Origin of the sequence: Micromonospora sp. NPDC005174 (genome assembly GCF_040608495.1) — a bacterium.
Classification (GTDB): Bacteria; Actinomycetota; Actinomycetes; order Mycobacteriales; family Micromonosporaceae; genus Micromonospora.
Genome location: NZ_JBEXIJ010000038.1, coordinates 1 through 19,496, shown reverse-complemented (window position 1 = coordinate 19,496; position 19,496 = coordinate 1). Strand labels below are relative to the sequence as shown.

The 19,496-nt window shown below is 68.9% G+C and carries 10 protein-coding genes; 3 read left to right on the top strand and 7 right to left on the bottom strand.

Going from position 1 to position 19,496, the window contains the following annotated elements; genetic code table 11:
* Positions 1–73 precede the first annotated feature (73 nt).
* The 3 genes from ABZU91_RS28870 to ABZU91_RS28860 all read right to left on the bottom strand — a co-directional run bounded on the left by ABZU91_RS28870 (position 74) and on the right by ABZU91_RS28860 (position 5,584).
* Positions 74–1,492, bottom strand: a complete 1,419-nt coding sequence (locus ABZU91_RS28870; RefSeq protein WP_355247103.1) for an FAD-dependent oxidoreductase — start codon at positions 1,490–1,492, stop codon at positions 74–76.
* A 278-nt stretch (positions 1,493–1,770) separates the two neighbouring features.
* Complete coding sequence (locus ABZU91_RS28865) at positions 1,771–3,921, bottom strand: serine/threonine protein kinase (protein WP_355247100.1); 2,151 nt, start codon at positions 3,919–3,921, stop codon at positions 1,771–1,773.
* Positions 3,922–4,207: 286 nt separating this feature from the next.
* Positions 4,208–5,584 (bottom strand): cation:dicarboxylase symporter family transporter, encoded by a 1,377-nt coding sequence (locus tag ABZU91_RS28860; RefSeq protein WP_355247097.1) that lies wholly within the window; start codon positions 5,582–5,584, stop codon positions 4,208–4,210.
* Positions 5,585–5,667: 83 nt separating this feature from the next.
* On the opposite strand from ABZU91_RS28860, the gene ABZU91_RS28855 reads away from it, so the two are divergent.
* A complete protein-coding gene (locus ABZU91_RS28855) occupies positions 5,668–7,251 on the top strand; it encodes a sensor histidine kinase (RefSeq protein WP_355247094.1) in 1,584 nt (527 codons plus the stop codon).
* Positions 7,248–7,943, top strand: a complete 696-nt coding sequence (locus ABZU91_RS28850; protein ID WP_355247092.1) for a response regulator — start codon at positions 7,248–7,250, stop codon at positions 7,941–7,943. The genes ABZU91_RS28855 and ABZU91_RS28850 overlap by 4 nt, the downstream gene beginning before the upstream one ends.
* Positions 7,944–8,010: 67 nt before the next feature.
* Here the strand turns inward: ABZU91_RS28850 and ABZU91_RS28845 are convergent, their stop codons facing one another.
* The 3 genes from ABZU91_RS28845 to ABZU91_RS28835 form a co-directional block, all read right to left on the bottom strand.
* Complete coding sequence (locus tag ABZU91_RS28845; protein WP_355247089.1) at positions 8,011–10,065, bottom strand: PQQ-dependent sugar dehydrogenase; 2,055 nt, start codon at positions 10,063–10,065, stop codon at positions 8,011–8,013.
* Between the two features lie 101 nt (positions 10,066–10,166).
* Positions 10,167–11,543 carry a DUF1501 domain-containing protein gene (locus ABZU91_RS28840; RefSeq protein ID WP_355247087.1) on the bottom strand — a complete coding sequence of 459 codons (1,377 nt, stop codon included), beginning with the start codon at positions 11,541–11,543 and terminating at the stop codon, positions 10,167–10,169.
* Positions 11,540–13,357: a DUF1800 domain-containing protein gene (locus ABZU91_RS28835; protein ID WP_355247084.1), complete on the bottom strand. Its 1,818-nt coding sequence runs from the start codon at positions 13,355–13,357 to the stop codon at positions 11,540–11,542. Before ABZU91_RS28835 ends, ABZU91_RS28840 begins: the two co-directional genes overlap by 4 nt.
* 680 nt (positions 13,358–14,037) lie before the next feature.
* On the opposite strand from ABZU91_RS28835, the gene abc-f reads away from it, so the two are divergent.
* Positions 14,038–15,675 (top strand): ribosomal protection-like ABC-F family protein, encoded by a 1,638-nt coding sequence (gene abc-f, locus ABZU91_RS28830; protein WP_355247082.1) that lies wholly within the window; start codon positions 14,038–14,040, stop codon positions 15,673–15,675.
* A 45-nt stretch (positions 15,676–15,720) separates the two neighbouring features.
* Here abc-f and dnaE read toward each other — a convergent pair whose 3' ends face one another.
* Positions 15,721–19,251, bottom strand: coding sequence for a DNA polymerase III subunit alpha (gene dnaE, locus ABZU91_RS28825; protein ID WP_355247079.1), 3,531 nt, complete (start codon positions 19,249–19,251; stop codon positions 15,721–15,723).
* Positions 19,252–19,496: the final 245 nt, after the last annotated feature.

Below are 19,496 nucleotides of genomic sequence, written 5' to 3'. Positions count from 1 at the left end.
GGCCGCGGCCACGCACGCGCCGCAGCCCCTCAGGGTCATACTGCCCGGCCAGGACGCGAGGTTCGGCGGATGGTCAGGGGATCACCGGTGACGGCGGCAACGTGCCCAGCCGGCGGCGGTTCGGTGAGAGCGGAGACAGCTTGGCGGCCACCCGGATAGCGGTGACGAGGGCGCTCTCCTGGCTGTCCACGTCGAGAACGTGACTGCCAGCGAACCAGAGCCCATCGCAGCCGTTTCTGCTGTGCAGCACGGACTGCGCCCGGATGAAGTCCGGCGTGATCACGGGGTGGCGGAAGGTCGTCTCCGCCAGCAGTTGCTCCGGCTCCTGCCGGCGGTTCAGGGCCCAACTCTTGTAGAGGGTGACGTCGCCGCGCAGTTGCTGGAAGGCGATCGACGCCTCTGCGTGGTCGCCGTCTCGCAGGATGTTGAACGACGACCAGTCCGTGGACGCAGCCGGCATGTAAACGGGGTCCCGATGCACGACGATCCGCGCCGGCATGTACCCGAAGCGACGGTAGGCTCGAACGAGCGGATCGGCACCGGGTAGTTGAGCGACCAGCGTCGTCGCCGGCTCCGGTGGTAGCGCCAGCACCACGTGCTCCGCGACGTGCACTCGACCTGCGGCATCGACGACCCGGTACAGCGCACCGTTCCGAGAAAGCCCAGTGGCAGCCGAGTTGGTCAGCGCGGTCACGGTGGTGAACTCACCGGCGAGAGCCGCGATGACAGCTTGCAGACCGTCCCTTGCGTTGACGTACTCCGTCCGTTGCTCGGCACCGTCGCCGACAAGCGGCCGAACTCCGAGCGCCAACGCGGCGCGCGCCGAGAAAGCCTTGGCCTGGGGGATCGAAGCGCCATTCACGGACGCCACAAACGGATAGACAAGGCTCTGTTTCAGAGTTTCATCGATGGCCAATGCCTCGACGAACTCGCCGACGGTGGTATCCCAGTCTTGGCGAGTCTCCAGGTCCTTTGCCCCGGCCATGACCGCGCCGATAGCCTGCAGCCCGGGCAGGTAGGGCAGCACGTCGGTGATCGGACGCCCGGCCGAGGGTGAGACCATCACCGGGGTGGGCACCCCATACTGCGCGACGGTGTTGTACAAGGCGTTCGGTACGGTCGGCAACTGCAGAACCGACGTCACGAGTTTGTGATAGATCGGGTGTGAGGCTGACCCGAAGAACTGCGCACCGAGATCGACGGCCACCTGACGGCCATCGACGTCGAGCTGGACGGTGGCGTTGTGACCGCCCAGCGTGGACGCCGCCTCCAGCAGCGTCACATTGCAATACCCATCCATCAGCCAAGCAGCGGCGACCCCGGCGATCCCACCGCCGATCACCACGACCCGCGTCCCGGCACGACCGGGCAAGGCTGCTTCGGCGGCCCCCGGCCGACCAGCGGCGCCCAGCAGCGCCGCCGCCGCACCGGCACCCGCCGACGCAAGAACACCCCGCCTTGAAAGCTGCGGTGAACTGCGGTAGTTGGTCATCTACCGATCCTCCCCTTCCGGAAAGACTAGGTATCAACAGTCGAGCACAGTGGGATGCCAAGTGCGGCTCGCAGCAAGGCAGGGAAATTATTCGATTCGGGAAAGCCGCCTGTCAACAGTTTCCCTCGATCGCGGCCGAGAACGGGCCCCCAGCTGGGAATAAACCAAAAATAAAGTTGTCGCTCTATAATGGACCGCATTTCGATGCACGCTGGTCAACTGAAACCTCCGTCACCGACAGCGGGGCAGAACCGATCCGTCGCCGACGGCGTGGGCGCTCAACTGGTCCGCCATTTCTGGTTGGCTTTGCCATTGCACTGCCAGATCTGCAGCCGGGCACCGTTGTCCATGTTCGCGTCGAGCACGTCAACGCACTTGGCCGTTTGGATGTTGACCAGGTCGTGGGCCTTGTTCAGGTTGAACCTCTGCGAACTGGCGCCAGAGCAGTCAGCCAGTTGAACGGCGGCGCCCTCCGCGGTGGAGCCACCGGCGACGTCCAGGCACTTGCCCATCGAGCGGACCGTACCGTCACCGGGAAAAGTCCACAGCTGCTTCGCCGTCCGGCTACAGTCCCCGATCTGCAGTCGGACACCAGCCGTGGCGTTGCCGCCCGGAATCTCGATGCAACGACTGCTCGCGAACCCGAGGATCTGCTTCCCTGGGTCAGTGGCGCCCTGCGACGGGGCCGCCGACTGCTGGGCCGGATCTCTTGCGACCGCCGCGCCGGGGCCGCTTTCCGGCGCGGACTTCCCGGACGCGGCCGAGGACGGCCCCACGGCGGGTCCAGACCGGGGGACGCCCACCACCGGCAAGCCTCCAAAGCCATCCGTGATGAGCGCATAGAGGTCCGTGCTCGCGGACCATTCGGCGGCCGGGGTGGTCCAGCGGATCGAATAGCCGTGCCCGTTCTGGGCGACGAACGCCCGACTCACCGCCCGCATCGGCGTGCCGTCCTCGTCGGTGTACGTCCACTCCCATTCTGCGGCCCGCACCTGAAGACGTAGCGCAGTGAGCCGCACCTGCCGGTAGTCGGCGTACCGCTCGCGTTCGGCCGCTTCCCTCGTCCGCAGGTCGCCAGGAAGGTCCCCGGGGATGGGCCGGAGTTCGTCGACGACGAGCAGCCGCCTGCCGTCCGGCTCACGGAACTCGACCCGCCCACCGTCACGCTGTGCCTGCCAGCCGTCCGGCAACGGCAGGATAAAGCGGGGATCATCGTGGTAGTAGTGCCAACCCGCAGGCGGCAGCGCCCTGATCTCCGACAAGCCGCTCGCCGACGGGTTCGCGGTCGGTGCCGCAGCCGACTTGTCGCTCACGTCGCCGCGCAGCCCACCGTTGAGCACCGTCGCGGTCACCAGCACCACCAGCAGTAGGCCGGCGGCCAGTGCGCCGCTCAGCCGGGCCCGACGCATGCGCCCTCCCGTCGATAAGGGCACGTCGGTAGCACCTCCCGGCGCGGGCGGGCTGACTTCGGCGGTGACCAGCCCGGGCACGATCTCCGGCCGGAGCGCCCTACGGATGTCGTCCGCCCCGGCGATCGAACCGTCGCCGTCGCCATTCCCCGCAGCGACCGGGTCGTCGACGTTGCTGCCCTCCGGAGCGTCCTGCTCGCTCAGGTTGACGGCCTGGCGGAGCAGCCGCTCAGCCTCCTCGCCACTGATCCGCTGGTTCGGCTCCCGGCGCAGTAGCCCTTCAAGCAGTGGGGTCAGCTGACCGGCCCGCTGGGCTTGCGGCGGCGGCTCGGTCACGAGCGCCGCCAGTGTGGCGATCGATGACGACCGCTGGTAGGGGGTGCGACCCTCGACCGCCGCATAGAGGGTGGCACCGAGCGACCAGAGGTCCGCGGCTGGGCCCACCGTACCGTCGGTGGCTCGCTCCGGGGCGAGGAACGCCGGCGAGCCGAGCACCATCCCGGTCTGGGTCATCCGTGGGTCGCCGGGGAGCGTTGCCAGGCCGAAGTCGGTCAACACCACTCTGCCGTCGTGGGCGAGCAGCACATTGGCCGGCTTGACGTCCCGGTGCAGAACGCCGGCCCGGTGCGCGGCGCGCAACGCGGCCAGCACGCCCAACCCGATCCTCGCGGCACGGGACGCCGACATCGACCCCTCGGCCGTGAGCACCTCCTGCAGGGACCGGGACGGGACCAGTTCCATGACGATCCACGGGTCGTCGCCCGAGTGCAGGACGTCGAAGACCCGTACCACGTTGACGTGGCCCAGCCGGGCGACCGCCCGCGCCTCGCGCATAGACCGTTCCCGCATCTCCCGGCGCTCGCCGTCCGGCAGACCGGGCGACGCCACCAGCTCCTTGATGGCGACGTCCCGGTGGAGCATCTCGTCCCGGGCGAGCCACACGCGGCCCATCCCACCCTGGCCGAGTGGACGGACCAGCCGGTAACGGTCGGCAATCAACTGTCGAGAGGCGTCAGGCACTCAGGGAAGATACCGGGCGCTGTTTACGCACCCAATTCGTGACGCAATAGAGAAGAAAACGGTTAGGTAAGTCACAAATATTGTCGGCGCGTAACCAAACATGTCACCTTGACGCAATTTCACTATCGTCGCCTAGAGTGACATTACCACCACGCATGAACGAAATATGCGGCTGTCAATGCGCAGGGCTCGCCACCCCGCTACGGACTCATGGTGATCGAAACGAGTGCGGCGACGGCGGGGCTCCCTGGAACACGGACACCCCGATCTCGCCGCCGACCCGGACTCAGGCCGGGGTGGTCACCTTCCCGTCGTCGGACCGACGCCGCGCCGGCTCGTCGTCGTGGTCGTCGAGCATGGTGGCCTCGTCGAACGGGTCGTCGCCGCGCAGCACCGCGGTCGCCCGTTCCCGGTCGAACTCGCCGGTCCAGGTGCCCACCAGCACGGTCGCCACCGCGTTGCCGGCGAAGTTCGTCAGCGCGCGGGCCTCCGACATGAACCGGTCGATGCCGACGATCAGCCCTACCCCGTCGACGAGGTCCGGACGGTGCGACTGGAGGCCACCGGCCAGCGTGGCGATGCCGGCCCCGGTCACGCCCGCCGCACCCTTCGACGCGATGATCATGAACAGCAGCAGCGACACCTGCTCGCCGATGGAGAGCGGATTGCCCAGCGCGTCGGCGATGAACAGCGACGCCATCGTCAGGTAGATGGCCGTGCCGTCCAGGTTGAACGAGTAGCCGGTCGGCACCGTGATGCCGACGACCGGCTTGCTGACGCCGAAGTGCTCCATCTTGGCGATCAGCCGGGGCAGCGCCGACTCCGACGACGACGTCGACAGGATCAGCAGGAACTCCCGGCCCAGGTACCGCAGCAGCGAGAAGATCGAGATCCGGGCGATGAACCAGAGCAGCGCGCCCAGGACCACCAGCACGAAGATCAGACAGGTGGCGTAGAAGCCGAGCATGATCTGGGCGAGGCTCTTGAGGGCGTCCATGCCGGTCGCGCCGACCACGGCGGCCATGGCCCCGAACGCGCCGATCGGCGCCAACCACATGATCATGGCAAGAACCTTGAACACCACCCGCTGGATGACGGCGATCGCGCCGAGCACCGGTTCACCACGCCGACCCATCGCCTGCACGGCGAAGCCGACGAGCAGCGCCACCAGCAGCGTCTGGAGCACCTCGCCCTCGGTGAGCGCGGAGAGCATCGTGGTCGGGATGATCCCGAGCAGGAACTCCGTCGTACCGGCGGCCTCGCCACCGGCGGCGGCCTTGCCCGCGCCCGCGAGGTCCGGGCCCAGGTTCAGGCCGGAGCCGGGGTGGATGAGGTTGCCGACGACCAGGCCGATGGCGAGCGCGACCGTCGACATGGTGAGGAAGTAGCCGAGGGCGAGGCCGCCGACCTTGCCGACCTTCGCGGCCTGCCGGACCGACCCGACCCCGAGCACGATGGTGCAGAAGATGACCGGGCTGATCATCATCTTGATCAGGTTGACGAAGCCGGTGCCGATCGGCTTGAGTTCCTTGCCGAAATCGGGAGCGACCAGGCCGACCACGATGCCGGCGAGCACGGCCGCGATGACGGCCAGATACAAAAAGCGGGTACGGTCCCGGCGGGCCGGCGGCTCCGCAGTGGTGGTGGGTGCGGTGGTGTCCATGTCGACAATGTGAAGCGCGTCTCACCCGTTGACAGCCTTGCGGTCATTCTGTTCACCGCGAAAACCTCAGGGAGGTGTTGGAGGTGGCCCGACGCCAGTGGAGCATCGCCGGGCAGCTCTTCGCGCTCCAGGCGGTGGTGGTCACGCTGCTCGTGCTGGCCGGCGCGGCGGGTGCCGTCTGGCTGGCCCGCACGGACTCCCGCCAGGCCGCGCAGGAGGAGGTGCTCGCGGTGGCGCAGACCGTGGCCAACTCCCCCGACGTCCGCGCCGCCCTCACGACCGCCGACCCCGCCCGCACCCTCCAGCCGTACGCCGAGTCGACCCGGCACGCCACGGGCACCGACTTCGTGGTCGTGATGGCCCCCGATCGCACCCGCTTCTCCCATCCCACCCGGAGGCAGATCGGCGAGCCGTTCGTCGGCGAGATCGGGCCCGCCCTGGCGGGCCATCCGTTCACCACCACCAACGTCGGGACGCTCGGCGAGTCGGTGCGCGCGGTCGTTCCGGTGTACGACGAGCAGCAGCGCATCATCGGTCTGGTCTCGGTGGGCATCACCACCCGGGCGATCAACCGCAAGCTGCTGCGCCAGCTTCCCGTGCTCCTCGGCGTCGCCGCGCCGGCGCTCGCGCTCGCCGCAACCGGTTCGTGGCTGCTCAGCCGACGCCTGCGCCGCCAGACCCACGGCCTCGGACCGACGCAGATGACCCGGATGTACGAGTACTACGACGCGGTCCTGCACTCGGTGCGCGAGGGTCTCGTCGTGCTGACAACCGACCGGCGGGTGGCCCTGATCAACGACGAGGGCCGACGGCTGCTCGGGCTGGACGCGGACGAGCCGGTCATCGACCAGCCGGTCGCCGGCGTGGACCTGCCACCCGCGGTGGCCGAGCTGCTCGGCTCCGGCCGCGACGCCCTCGACGAACCCATGCTGGCCGGTGACCGGGTGCTGGTGGCCAACCAGCGAACCGCCCGCTTCGAGGGCTCGGCGCTCGGCACCGTGCTGACCCTGCGCGACCAGACCGAGCTGCGAGCCCTCGCCAGCGAGCTGGACTCGGTCCGCGCGCTGACCGAGGCGTTGCAGGCGCAGACCCACGAGTCGGCCAACCGTCTGCACACCGTGCTCACGCTTGTGGAGCTGGGCCGCGCCGACGAGGCGGTCCGGCTCGGCACCCGCGACCTGACCCTCGCCCAGCAGCTCACCGACCGGGTGGTCGACGCGGTCACCGAGCCGGCCCTCGCCGCGCTGCTGCTCGGCAAGTCCGCACAGGCCGGCGAGCGCGGCGTGGACCTGGTGATCGAGCCGGACTGCCGCCTCGACGACAGCCCGCTGCCGACGAACGACCTGCTCACCGTCGTCGGCAACCTCGTCGACAACGCCCTGGAGGCGGTCGCCGGTACGCCCCCGCCGCGTACCGTGCGGGTCTTCGTCGGCGCTGTCGACGACGAGTTGGTGGTCCGGGTCGCCGACAGCGGCCCAGGACTGGCGAAGGACCGGGTGGCGGACGCGTTCCGACGCGGCTGGTCCACCAAGAGCACCGGGCGGGGCCTCGGTCTGGCGCTGATCGGGCAGGTCGTGCGCCGCCACGGCGGCAGCGCCGAGGTGACCCGCTCGGACGACGGCGGCAGCCTGTTCACGGTCCGACTACCGCTCGGCGGCACGCGATGACCGACATCCGGGTACTGGTCGTCGAGGACGAGCCGCTGCTGGCCGAGGCGCACGCCGCGTACACCGGGCGGGTCCCCGGGTTCGCGGTGGTCGGGGTGGCACACACCGCACGGGCGGCGATGGCGGCCCTGCGCGCCAACGACGGCGGCGACGTGGACCTCGTACTCCTGGATTTTCGGCTCCCCGACCTGCACGGCCTGGACGTCTGTCGGGCGCTGCGCGCGGCCGGCAGCAGCGTCGACGTGCTCGCGGTGACCTCCGCGCGGGACCTCGCGGTGGTGCGCACCGCGGTGTCCCTCGGGGTGACCCACTACCTGCTCAAACCGTTCACGTTCGCGGCGTTCCGCGACAAGCTGGAACGCTACGCGGACTACCGCGCCCAGGCGCTCGCCGACGGCGAGGTGGCCGCCCAGCACGACGTGGACCGGATGTTCGCCACCCTGCGGGGCACCGCCGGACACAGCCTGCCCAAGGGGCTCGACGCCCAGACCCTCACCCGGGTACGCGCGGCGCTGGCCGACGGCGCCGGCCCGGAGGCGGGGTTGTCGGCGACCGAGGTGAGCGCGGCGACCGGGATCTCCCGGGTGACCGCCCGTCGCTACCTGGAGTACCTGGTGACGATCGACCGGGCCGTCCGCACCCCCCGCTACGGCACCCCCGGCCGCCCCGAGGTCGAGTACCGCCCCCGCTGAGCGGGCCGGGGTGGCGTCGGCGGATGCCGTTGTGCCCCCGCCGACGGGTCGGCGGGGGCACAACGGATCAGCTGCCGAGGGTGACGTGCAGGATCTTTTCGTTGCTGTTGTTCGGGATGCTGTCCTTGTCACCGGTGGTCGTGGTCGTGAGCCACAGGCCGCCGTCGGGCGACGGCTCGACAGTGCGCAGCCGGCCGTAGGTGCCACTGAAGTACGTCTGCACGTTCGTCAGACTGCTACCACTGATCACACCCCGGTACAGGCGCGTACCACGAGCGCAGGCGACATACAGGGCGTCCCGCACCACCGCGATACCCGAGCAGGAACCCTCGGCCGTCGGATACGTACGCACCGGCGCGATATAGCCCGCCGTGCCACAGGTGCCACTGGTGCCCTCACACGCCGGCCACCCGTAGTTCCCACCCTTGGTGATCAGATTCGTCTCGTCCATGATGGAGTTGCCGAACTCCTGCTCCCACAGGCGGCCCTGCGAGTCGAACGCCAACCCCTGCGGGTTGCGGTGACCGTAACTCCACACGTAGTTACCGAACGGGTTGTCCGACGGCACGCTGCCATCCGGGTTCAACCGCAGCACCTTGCCCTCCAGGGCCGCGCGATCCTGCGCGTACGTGCCGTTCTGCGCATCACCCGTACTGGCGTACAGCTTGCCGTCGGGACCGAACCGCAGCCGGCCACCGTTGTGGAACTTGTTGCGCCGGATCCCGCTGATCAGGATCTGCTCGCTGGAGGTGGTCAACCGACCGTTCTCCAGCTTGATACGCACGATCCGGTTGTCACTCGGCGACGTGTGCATGATGTACAACCACCGGTCACTGGCGAAGCTCGACGAGATCGCCAGACCCAGCAGGCCACCCTCACCATCGGTGCTCTGCACGTTCGGCACCGTGCCCACCGACGTCTTGACACCGGTCGTCGGGTTCAGCTGCACGATGTCCTGCGCGTCCCGGCGGCTGTAGAGAACGCTGCCGTCCGGCAACGTCACCAACCCCCACGGAATGTCGGTGTCGGTGGCCACCTGCCGCACGGTGCAGACCGGGTTGGCGCACGCGGCGCCGGTGGTCACCGTCGTCGTGCCGCTGCGCGACGAGACATTGCCCTGCGCGTCCCGGGCCACCACGTAGTACTGGTACGCCGTGGTCGCCGCGAGTCCACTGTCGATGAAGGTGGTGGCCGGCGGCGTACCGGCGACCGTGCCGACCTTCACGCCAGCGCGGTACACGTCGTACGCGGCGACCCCGACGTTGTCCGTCGACGCGACCCAGCTCAGCGTCACCGTCGTACCCGAGGCGACACCGGTGAGCTGCTGCGGCGCGGTGGGCACCTGGGTGTCCGCCTGGCAGGGCGGTGGGGAGATCGAGACGGTGGAGCTGGCCTGCGACACGTTGCCGGCGGCGTCGCGGGCGTTGACGTACAGCCCCCAGGTCGCCCCGCCGACCACCGTCAGGCTGGTCGACACCGTCGAGCCGCTCACCGACTTGATCAACTGACCGTCGTGGTAGACGTCGTAGAAGGCCACGGCGACGTTGTCCGTCGACGCGTTCCAGGCGAACGTCACCGAGTTGCAGGTCAGGCCGCTCACCCGCGGGCTGCCCGGCGTGCTGGGCGGCTGGGTGTCCGTGCTGCCCAGCGCCGTCGTCCAGCGTTGGTTGGCCTGCCCCGTGCAGGTCAACAGGCTGACGAGCGCGCTGTTGGCCGTACCGGCGGCATCCAGGCACAGACCGGACTGGGTACCGACGATGGTCCCGTCGGTGTTGATCCGCCACCGCTGGTTCGCGCCGCCGGTGCAGCCGTAGATCTGCACCGTGGCCGGTGAGGACGTGTCCTGGGCGACGACGTCCAGGCACATCGTGTCGTCGTAGACCCGCAGCTCACCGGTCGAGGTGAGCGTCCACGCCTGGTTCGCCGAGCCCTTGCAGTCGTAGATGTTGATGCCGGTGCCGGCGGTCTTGAGGTTGCCGACCACGTCCAGGCAACGGCCACTGGCCACGCCGACCACTGTCGACGGTCCGGCCGCCGCTGCCGGTACGGCGACGGCCACGGCGACCAGCGCCGCCGTGACCATTGCCGCCACCAGGCGACGCGGGTTGATCCGAGTGAGCATTCGTATCCGTTCTTCTGTCGAGAGGCATCGACCGGTGCGGTCCGATGCCGTCGTGCCGCCCACGGCCGACTCGACCGCGGGCAGCACGACGAAAGTGGCGGTCAGCCGAAGATGGAGAAGGAGACCGCCGGGTTGTTGGGGAAGACCTTCTTGACCGCCGAGTCCGTGAGGCCGAAGACGCCCTGGGCGACCTTGCCGTAGAGCCCGAACATGTTGTTCGTCGCCGGCACGTCGCCGTTGTCGAGTTCCTTCAGCCCCTTCCACCCGCCGATGACCTTGCCGGCGAGCTTGCGACCGGAGACCACGATCGCGACGCCACCGTGCCCGTGGTCGGTCCCGTCGTTGTTCTGCGCGACCCGGCGACCGAACTCGGTCGTGACGATGACAGTGGTGTTCTGTGCCTTCGTACCCAGGTCGGCGAAGAAGGCGGCCAGTCCCTTGGCGAGGTCGGAGAGCAGGTTGTACAGGTGACCACCGGAGTTGACTCCCTCGGCGGCGTGGGTGTCGTACCCGCCGAAGGCCATGTTGATCACCTCCACCGGGACGTCACCCCGCAGCAGCTGGGCGACGGACTGCAACCCGGTGCCGACCGCACCGGTGTACACCGCTCCGTTGGCCGGCTTGTACGCGGTGGAGGTCAGCTTCTCGGCGGTCCGAATGGCCTGCATCCCGTTGGCGATCACGTCACCGGCCGGGTGGGCGAGCCCGTGGAAGAGCCCTTCGATGGCCTTCAACGTCCGCTCGTGGTAGCGCGCGTCACCTCGTACTCCGAGGGCCTTGAGACTGGCGATCGAGAGCGGGACGTGGTTGCCGACGAGCGTCCGGGACGTCTGCGCCCCGATGTTGACGGCCTGGAACGTGGTGGTCGGTCCGAGGTTGTCCAGCAGACGGTCCAGCCAACCGGTGCCCTTCGTCTCCGAGGGCAGCCCACCCAGACTGCAGATGTCGATGCTCTGGAAGTGGCTGCGCGGCAGCTTGTTGTCCGACACGGCCGGTACGAAGGCCACCCGACCGGCGTCGATCAGCGGCTTCAGCGGCGTGAACGCGCTGTTGAGCACGAACCCCCGTTCGAGGGGGATGGCGGTGCGGTCCAGCAGCAGGTTGGGTCGGACGGCCTTGAGTATCGCGTCGTCGCCCGGCGCGAGAAGCCCCAACCCGTCGCACGCGCCGACGAGGAAGATGTTGATCAGCGTTTTGCCTGATCCGGTCGGCGCCGCGGCGTACGCCGCCTTCGTGACCGCGAACTCGGCGGTCGCCAGGGCGGCTGCCGCCCCGACGGCACCGCCGACGACCGCGCGTCGGGTCACGCCACGACCCTCCTGCTGGGCCTCCTCCACATCCGACAGTCGGAGGAAGTCGTCGCGGATCGCGGCGTTGTTCGAGGCGGTGGCCTCGTACGCGGCACGCAGCGCCACCTCTGCGGGGTCGGGCAGCTTCTCCTGCCCACGGCCGTTGGGGTACACGTTGCTTCCCATCATCGAAGGAGACTCTGCGGCGAGGCGAGCAGGGCTTTGGCGATGTCGACGAGCGCACCCTGGAAAGCCGTGGCGCTGGCCGGACTGTCGGCACCGACCTCGGCAATGGACAACAGGAGGGCGCGCTGCGCGCTCGTCGGCTTCTGGGCGACCAGTCGTTGCGCCAGGGCGTCGACGCAGGCGCCGGCGGTGGCGGGCTGTGGACTCGGCAACAGGTTGGCCGCGGTGGGGAAACGCAGTGCCGGACGGCCTCCGCGCAACACGAAGTCGATCTCGGTCCACGCCGTGGACATCCACGAGATGCCGAGGTAGGCGGTGGCGACATCGGACCAGCCGTCCGGTGTGCCGCGGTGCACGGGCACCTGACCCATGTTGTTCAGCACGGTGCCCATCCCCCGCAGCCCGTCGGCGAACGGCGTCCGCGCGGGGGCGCTCGGCGGTTTGTAGCCGGGAGCCGTCTGCGGCTGCACCCCCAGCTTCCGGTAGATCGAGACGAGGTACTCGCTCGGTCGGTGCATCTTCGCGAACGGTGAGGCCCAGAACTCCACCGAGCTGAACATCGCCCGGACGACGGGGACGATCGCGGTGTCGTTGTCCAGGTAGACCTTGGCCAGCTTGTCGACGAGGGCGTCCGACGGCTTGTCCGACACGAACTTCGTGGCCAGCTCGCGGGCGAAGCTCTTGGCGGCGGCCGGCAGGCGCACGACGTGGTTCACGTAGGCCTTGATCACCTCCAGACCCTTGTCCGCCGATGCGTTCGGGTGACTGAAGCCCATGATCTTGATGGGCCCGGTGTAGTGGTTGTTGGGGCGGAAGGCGAAGGTGTAGTGCCCGGCGTCCGTGACCACCTTTCCACCGATGACCCCCAGGCCGGTCTGCAGCAGGGCTGCCTGCCGGACGTCCTCCTCCGTGTAGCCACCGCCGGCCCCGACGGTGTGCAGTTCGAGGAGTTCCCGAGCCAGGTTCTCGTTGGGCCGGGCCTTCTGCGACTGGGACTGGTTGAGGTAGATGACCAGGCCGGCGTGCTGCACCGCGGCGACGAGCATGTCGGCGTACTTGCCGAACGCGTGCTTGCGGATGACGTCCCGCCCGAAGTACGGCGCGCTCACCGACCCGAAGTCGAAGTGCATGGGGACGTTGATCCGGTCCGTGCAGAAGTCGACGACCCGCTCGAACAACTGCCGGTCGGACCAGATCATGCGCGCCGTCGTCGCCCACAGGTACTCGTCGGCGAGGCTGTCCATCACCTTGTTCGTGTGGATCGTGGCGGAGGCCTGGGCCAGGGTGAGATGAATCCCGGGCAGTTCCTTGATCTTCACCTCGGCCGTCGTGTACGGAATCGAGTCCGGCTTCAACTGCTGGTCGATCCAGGCGTCGATGCCCATGGACTTGATCCGGGCGAGCAGCGCGGGCGTCGCGCCGAACGTGGCCCGGTTCGCGAGGTGCAGGATCGGATCGTTGGGGAAGCCCTCCGGCACCGATGCCTTCGCCTGCGCGGCGGCGGCGGAGGGCCGGGACAGGATGACGTCCGAGGCGCTCGCCTCCGCGGCCTTGCGCAGCTCGGTCGCCGACTTGGCGTCCATGTAGCTCTGTTCGACGGACGTGTTGGCGGAGGTGTTGAGGCTGACCGCCTCGGTCCGTGGCCCCACGTCGCTCGGCGGCGGACCGTCCGCACCGAAGAACGGTAGTCGGTCCGAATTGGAGGCGACGACCGCGCCGCCGGCCGCGACCGAGGCGAAGCCGACGAGGGAGGCGAAGGACCGGCGACCGAGGCGCGGCGTCGCAGATCGATGTTCGGGGCGATGTTGGGGGGTCATGAAACCTTCCGGAGCTGCTCAAACCGTGGGAAAGGTCGCTGATGATCCGCCTTTTCCGGATGGCCGACAACGATGTGGATTGTCGTGCCTCACCTGCGGCGAGCACTGTGACAACGGCCAATGGATGGCCACTGGACGTCCTCTTGATTTCGCGCGGGCCATCGGCGTGCCCAGGGTGATTCCGCCGGGCTCTGGAGGCCCGGGAACGGTCCGGGCATCGGGGAGACGAACGACCCTCGGGCGCAGGCCACCGTCGGTGTACCACCCCGCCCACGACCACCGGTGCGCCGGCACACCGAAGGCCACCGACGGACGGTACGCAAGCTGACAAACTTAACGCTCTCCTCAACTTCGCCGGCCGTTCCGCACGGCGCAGCGCGGGTCCGCACCGACGCCGAGGGCGGTGCACGGTTCGGCGCCGGCGGGGCCGTGTGCGGCCACCCGGGAACCCGCTGGCGGGCCGCAGATTCGTTGTTAGACTGGCCCGGTTGGATGAGAGGTACGACCAGGGAGACCAGACATGGCGGGTGACGACGACATCTCCGGGTGAGACCGGACGTGTTCGGCCATCGGTTCGGCGCGCCTGCGCGCGGCCGGCGTGGCCATGTCGTCGTTCCACCGGTCCCGTTCGTCGTCGGGCGGCTCACGCACGCCCAGCCCACCCTCTGAGGTCACCCGCAATGTCTGACGCCTTCGTCGTCTGCTCGAACCTGTCCTTCTCCTGGCCGGACGACACCCCGGTCTTCTCGGAGCTGTCCTTCACCGTCCCCGGCGGTCGCACCGGCCTGGTCGCACCCAACGGCGCCGGCAAGAGCACGCTGCTGCGGTTGATCGCCGGGGAGCTACAACCCACCGGCGGCAGCATCACCGTCGACGGGCTGCTCGGATACCTGCCGCAGACCCTTTCACTGGCCGGTGACCTGGCCGTGGCACAGGTGCTCGGCGTCGCCGAACGGATCGCGGCGCTGCACGCCATCGAGGCCGGCGACGCCGACGAGGCGCACTTCGCCACGATCGGCGACGACTGGGACGTCGAGGAGCGCACCCGGTCCGAGCTGGACCGGCTCGGGCTCGGTGACCTGTCGCTCGACCGGCCGCTGCACACACTCAGCGGCGGTCAGGTGATCTCCCTCGGCCTGGCCGCGCAGCTACTCCGCCGCCCGGACGTGCTGCTGCTCGACGAGCCCACCAACAACCTGGACGTGGCCGCTCGGCACAAGCTCTACGACGTGCTCACCGACTTCACCGGTTGCCTGCTGCTGGTCAGCCATGACCGGGAGCTGCTGGACCGGATGGACCGCATCGCCGAGCTGGAACGCGGCGAGATCAACTGGTACGGGGGCACCTTCACCGCGTACACCGAGGCGGTGCAGGCGGCGCGGGAGGTGGCCGAGAGCAACCTGCGCAACGCCGAGCAGGAGGTCAAGCGGGAGAAGCGGGAGATGCAGCAGGCCCGTGAGCGGGCCGACCGACGGGCCAGCAACGCCTCCAAGAACCTGAAGAACGCCGGTCTGGCCCGGATCGTCGCCGGAGGGCTCAAGCGCAGCGCACAGGAGTCGGCGGGCAAGTCGCAGGAGACCCACTCCGCCCGGCTCGGCTCGGCCAAGGCCCGACTCGACGAGGCCGGTCGCGCGGTCCGGGACGAGGACACGATCACCGTCGACCTGTCCGACACCACGGTCCCGGCCGGACGGACGGTCTTCTCCGGTACGGGGCTGCGGGCCCGCTTCGACGACCGGGATCTGTTCGGTGGCGACGGCGCCGACCTGGTGATCCGGGGCCCGGAGCGGATTGCGCTCACCGGGGCGAACGGCGTCGGCAAGTCGACCCTGCTGCGGCTCGTCAACGGCGACCTCGAACCGGCCGGCGGTGAGATCAAGCGGGCCGACGGGCGGATCGCGTACCTGTCGCAGCGCCTGGACCTGTTGGACCTCGACCGGACGGTGGCGGAGAACTTCGCCGCGTACGCGCCGAGCCTGCCGGATGCCAGGCGGATGAACCTGCTGGCCCGCTTCCTGTTCCGGGGCACCCGGGTCAACCTGCCCGTCGGGGTGCTCTCCGGCGGTGAGCGGCTGCGCGCCACCCTGGCGTGTGTGCTCTGCGCGGAACCGGCACCGCAACTGCTGCTGCTCGACGAGCCGACGAACAACCTGGACCTGGTCAGCGTCGCCCAGTTGGAGAGCGCGCTGAGCGCGTACCAGGGCGCCTTTGTCGTGGTCAGCCACGACGAGCGGTTCCTCGCCGAGATCGGCGTGCAGCGCTGGCTGCGGCTGGCCGACGGCCAGCTCCGCGAGATCGCGGCCCCCGACCGGGGTTGAGCTCGACGGTCCGGCCGGCGCATGCCGGCCGGACCGAGGCCCAGCTCAGCTCACGTTGGCCGGGCCCAGGACGCTCTTCAGGTCACCCATCAGCGCGGTGGTCGCCGCCACCCGGAACGGACCCAGCCGCAGGGTGGTGGTACGCCCGCCGTTGAGGAGCTTGACGTGCACCTCGGTGTCGCCGGGGTGCAGGACCAGGGTTTCCTTGAGGCGTTCCACAAGTGGCGGCGTGCAGCGGTGCACCGGGATGGTGAGGGTGACCGGCTTGTTGGTGGCGCTGGTGCTGACGTCCGGCATGGACATGTCCATCGCCATGATGCGGGGGGTGTCGTCGCGGCGGTCCACCCGGCCCTTGACCACCACGATGGCGTCCTCGGCGATGTACTGGCCGATCACCTCGTAGGTGTTGGGGAAGAACAGCGTCTCCACGCCGCCGGCCAGGTCCTCCAGGGTGGCCGAGGCCCAGGCCCGTCCCTGCTTGGTGACCCGCCGCTGGACCCCGGACAGGATGCCCGCGAGGGTGACGACCGCCCCGTCGGGCACCGCGCCGTCCTCGGCGAGGGAGGCGATGGTGGTGTCGGCCGCCGCGCCCAGGATGTGTTCCAGGCCGAACAGCGGGTGGTCGGAGACGTACAACCCGAGCATCTCGCGCTCGAAGGCCAGCTTGTCGCGCTTCTCCCACTCGCTGTCGCCGATGATCGGCATCACCGTCGTGCTGCCGGTGTCCGCGTCGCCGAAGCCGGCGCCGAACAGGTCGTACTGGCCGACGGCCTCCTTGCGCTTCACGTCGGCGTACGCGTCGATGGCGTCGGCGTGCACCGTGAGCAGGCCCTTGCGCGGATGGTCGAGGGAGTCGAACGCGCCCGCCTTGATCAGCGATTCGATCGTCTTCTTGTTGCAGACCACCGCGTCCACCTTGGACAGGAAGTCGTAGAAGTCGGCGTACTCGCCCTTCTCGTCCCGGCACCGCATGATCGAGGCGACCACGTTCGCGCCGACGTTGCGCACCGCCGCCAGACCGAAGCGGATGTCCTTGCCGACCGGGGTGAACGGCCCGGCCGAGGTGTTGACGTCCGGCGGCAGCACCTGGATGCGCATCCGGCGACACTCGGACAGGTACAGCGCCATCTTGTCCTTGTCGTCACCCACGGACGTGAGCAGTCCGGCCATGTACTCGGCCGGGTAGTGCGCCTTGAGGTACGCCGTCCAGTAGGACACCAGGCCGTACGCGGCGGAGTGCGCCTTGTTGAAGGCGTACCCGGCGAACGGCACCAGCACGTCCCACACGGCCTGGATCGCCTCGTCGGAGTAGCCGCGCTCGCGGCAGCCGTCCCGGAACGGGATGAACTCCTTGTCGAGGATCTCCTTCTTCTTCTTACCCATCGCCCGGCGCAGCAGGTCCGCCTGACCGAGCGTGTAGCCGGCGAGGATCTGCGCGGCGCGCTGCACCTGCTCCTGGTAGACGATCAGGCCGTGCGTCGGTGCCAGGATCTCCCGCAGCGGCTCCTCCAGCTCCGGGTGGATCGGCGTGATCTCCTGGAGGCCGTTCTTGCGCAGCGCGTAGTTGGTGTGCGAGTCGACGCCCATCGGGCCGGGCCGGTACAGCGCCAGGACGGCCGAGATGTCCTCGAAGTTGTCCGGCTTCATCAGCCGCAGCAGCGACCGCATCGGGCCACCGTCGAGCTGGAACACGCCCAGCGTGTCACCGCGGGCCAGCAGGTCGTACGCCGCCTTGTCGTTCAGCGGCAGGCCCAGCAGGTCGAGCTTGAGGCCGTGGTTCAGCTCGATGTTCTTGACCGCGTCGTCGATGATCGTCAGGTTGCGCAGGCCGAGGAAGTCCATCTTCAACAGCCCGAGCGACTCGCAGGTCGGGTAGTCGAACTGCGTGATGATCGCCCCGTCGGCGTCACGGCGCGTCAACGGGATGTGCTCGATGATCGGCTCGGCGGACATGATGACGCCTGCGGCGTGCACACCGGTCTGGCGGATCAGCCCCTCGATGCCCTTGGCCGTGTCGATCACCTTGCGCACGTCCGGGTCCGAGTCGTACAGACCCCGGATCTCGCCGGCCTCGGCATAACGGGGGTGCTTCGGGTCGAAGATGCCGGTGAGCGGGATGTCCTTACCCATCACGGCCGGTGGCATCGCCTTGGTGATCCGGTCGCCGACCGCGTACGGGAAACCCAGCACCCGGGCCGAGTCCTTGATCGCGGCCTTCGCCTTGATCGTGCCGAAGGTCGCGATCTGGGCGACCTTGTCCTCACCCCACTTGTCGGTGACGTACTTGATCACCTCACCGCGCCGACGCTCGTCGAAGTCGATGTCGACATCCGGCATCGAGACCCGCTCGGGGTTGAGGAACCGCTCGAAGATCAGACCGTGCTGGATCGGGTCCAGGTCGGTGATGCCCAGCGCGTACGCCACCAGCGAGCCGGCGGCCGAGCCACGACCCGGACCCACCGCGATGCCCTGGTTCTTGGCCCACTGGATGAAGTCGGCGACCACGAGGAAGTACGACGGGAAGCCCATCTGGTTGATGACGCCCAGCTCGTACTCGGCCTGGACGACGTGCCCCTCCGGGATGCCGTTCGGGTAGCGGCGAGCCAGCCCGACGAAGGTCTCCTTGCGGAACCAGGACTCCTCGGTCTCGCCCTCGGGCACCGGGAAGCGCGGCATCAGGTTGTGGAACTCGAACATGCCCTTCGGGTCGACCTTCTCGGCCACCAGCAGGGTGTTGCGGCAGCCCTGCTGCCACAGCTCGGACGAGTCGACAGCGCGCATCTGGTCGGCGCTCTTGACGAAGTAGCCGCCGCCCTCGAAGCGGAACCGGTTCGGGTCGTCGATGTTGCTGCCGGTCTGCACGCACAGCAGCACGTCGTGCGCGGTCGCCTGCGCCTCGTGCGTGTAGTGCGAGTCGTTGGTGACGACCGGCGGGATGTCCAGCTTGCGGGCGATCTCGGTGAGCCCCTCGCGGACCCGGCTCTCGATGGAGAGGCCGTGGTCCATGATCTCCAGGAAGTAGTTGTCCTTGCCGAAGATGTCCTGGTAGCTCGCGGCGACCTTGAGCGCCTCGTCGAACTGCCCCAACCGCAGGCGGGTCTGCACCGCGCCGGACGGGCAGCCGGTGGTCGCCATGATGCCCTCGGCGTGCTCGGCGATCAGCTCCATGTCCATCCGGGGCCACTTGACGTAGTGCCCCTCCATGGACGCGCGCGAGTTGAGGGTGAAGAGGTTCTTGAGCCCCTGCGCGTTCTTGGCCCACATGGTCTTGTGGGTGATCGCGCCGTTACCGGAAATGTCGTCGCTCTTCTGCTCCGGCCGACCCCACTTGACCCGCGCCTTGTGATAGCGCGACTCCGGCGCCACGTACGCCTCGACGCCCAGGATCGGGGTGATCCCGGCGGCCATCGCCTGGTTGTAGAAGTCGTTCGCGCCGTGCATGTTGCCGTGGTCGGTGATCGCCACCGCCGGCATGCCCAGCCGGTTGGCCTCGGCGAACAGGTCCTTCAACCGGGCCGCTCCGTCGAGCATCGAGTACTCGGTGTGCACGTGCAGATGCGCGAACGAATCAGCCATGCGTGGCGCCCCCCGGCGGTGTGGATCTAGGTGGTCGGAGCCGACCGGGACCTACCCTACCGAGGTGATCTCGGCGGCTCCACCGTCCGCGCCGAGGGTCGTGGTCCGCGTCTCCCCGGACAGCCGGCAGCAGCCCGCCGACCGGGCAGCGCCTAGGGCGTGTCCTGCCGATCTTGTAGTGGTTGATCGTTGACGATGTGCCGGTGGTACGTCGTGGTGAGCTGACTGACGAGGCTTGGGCGGTG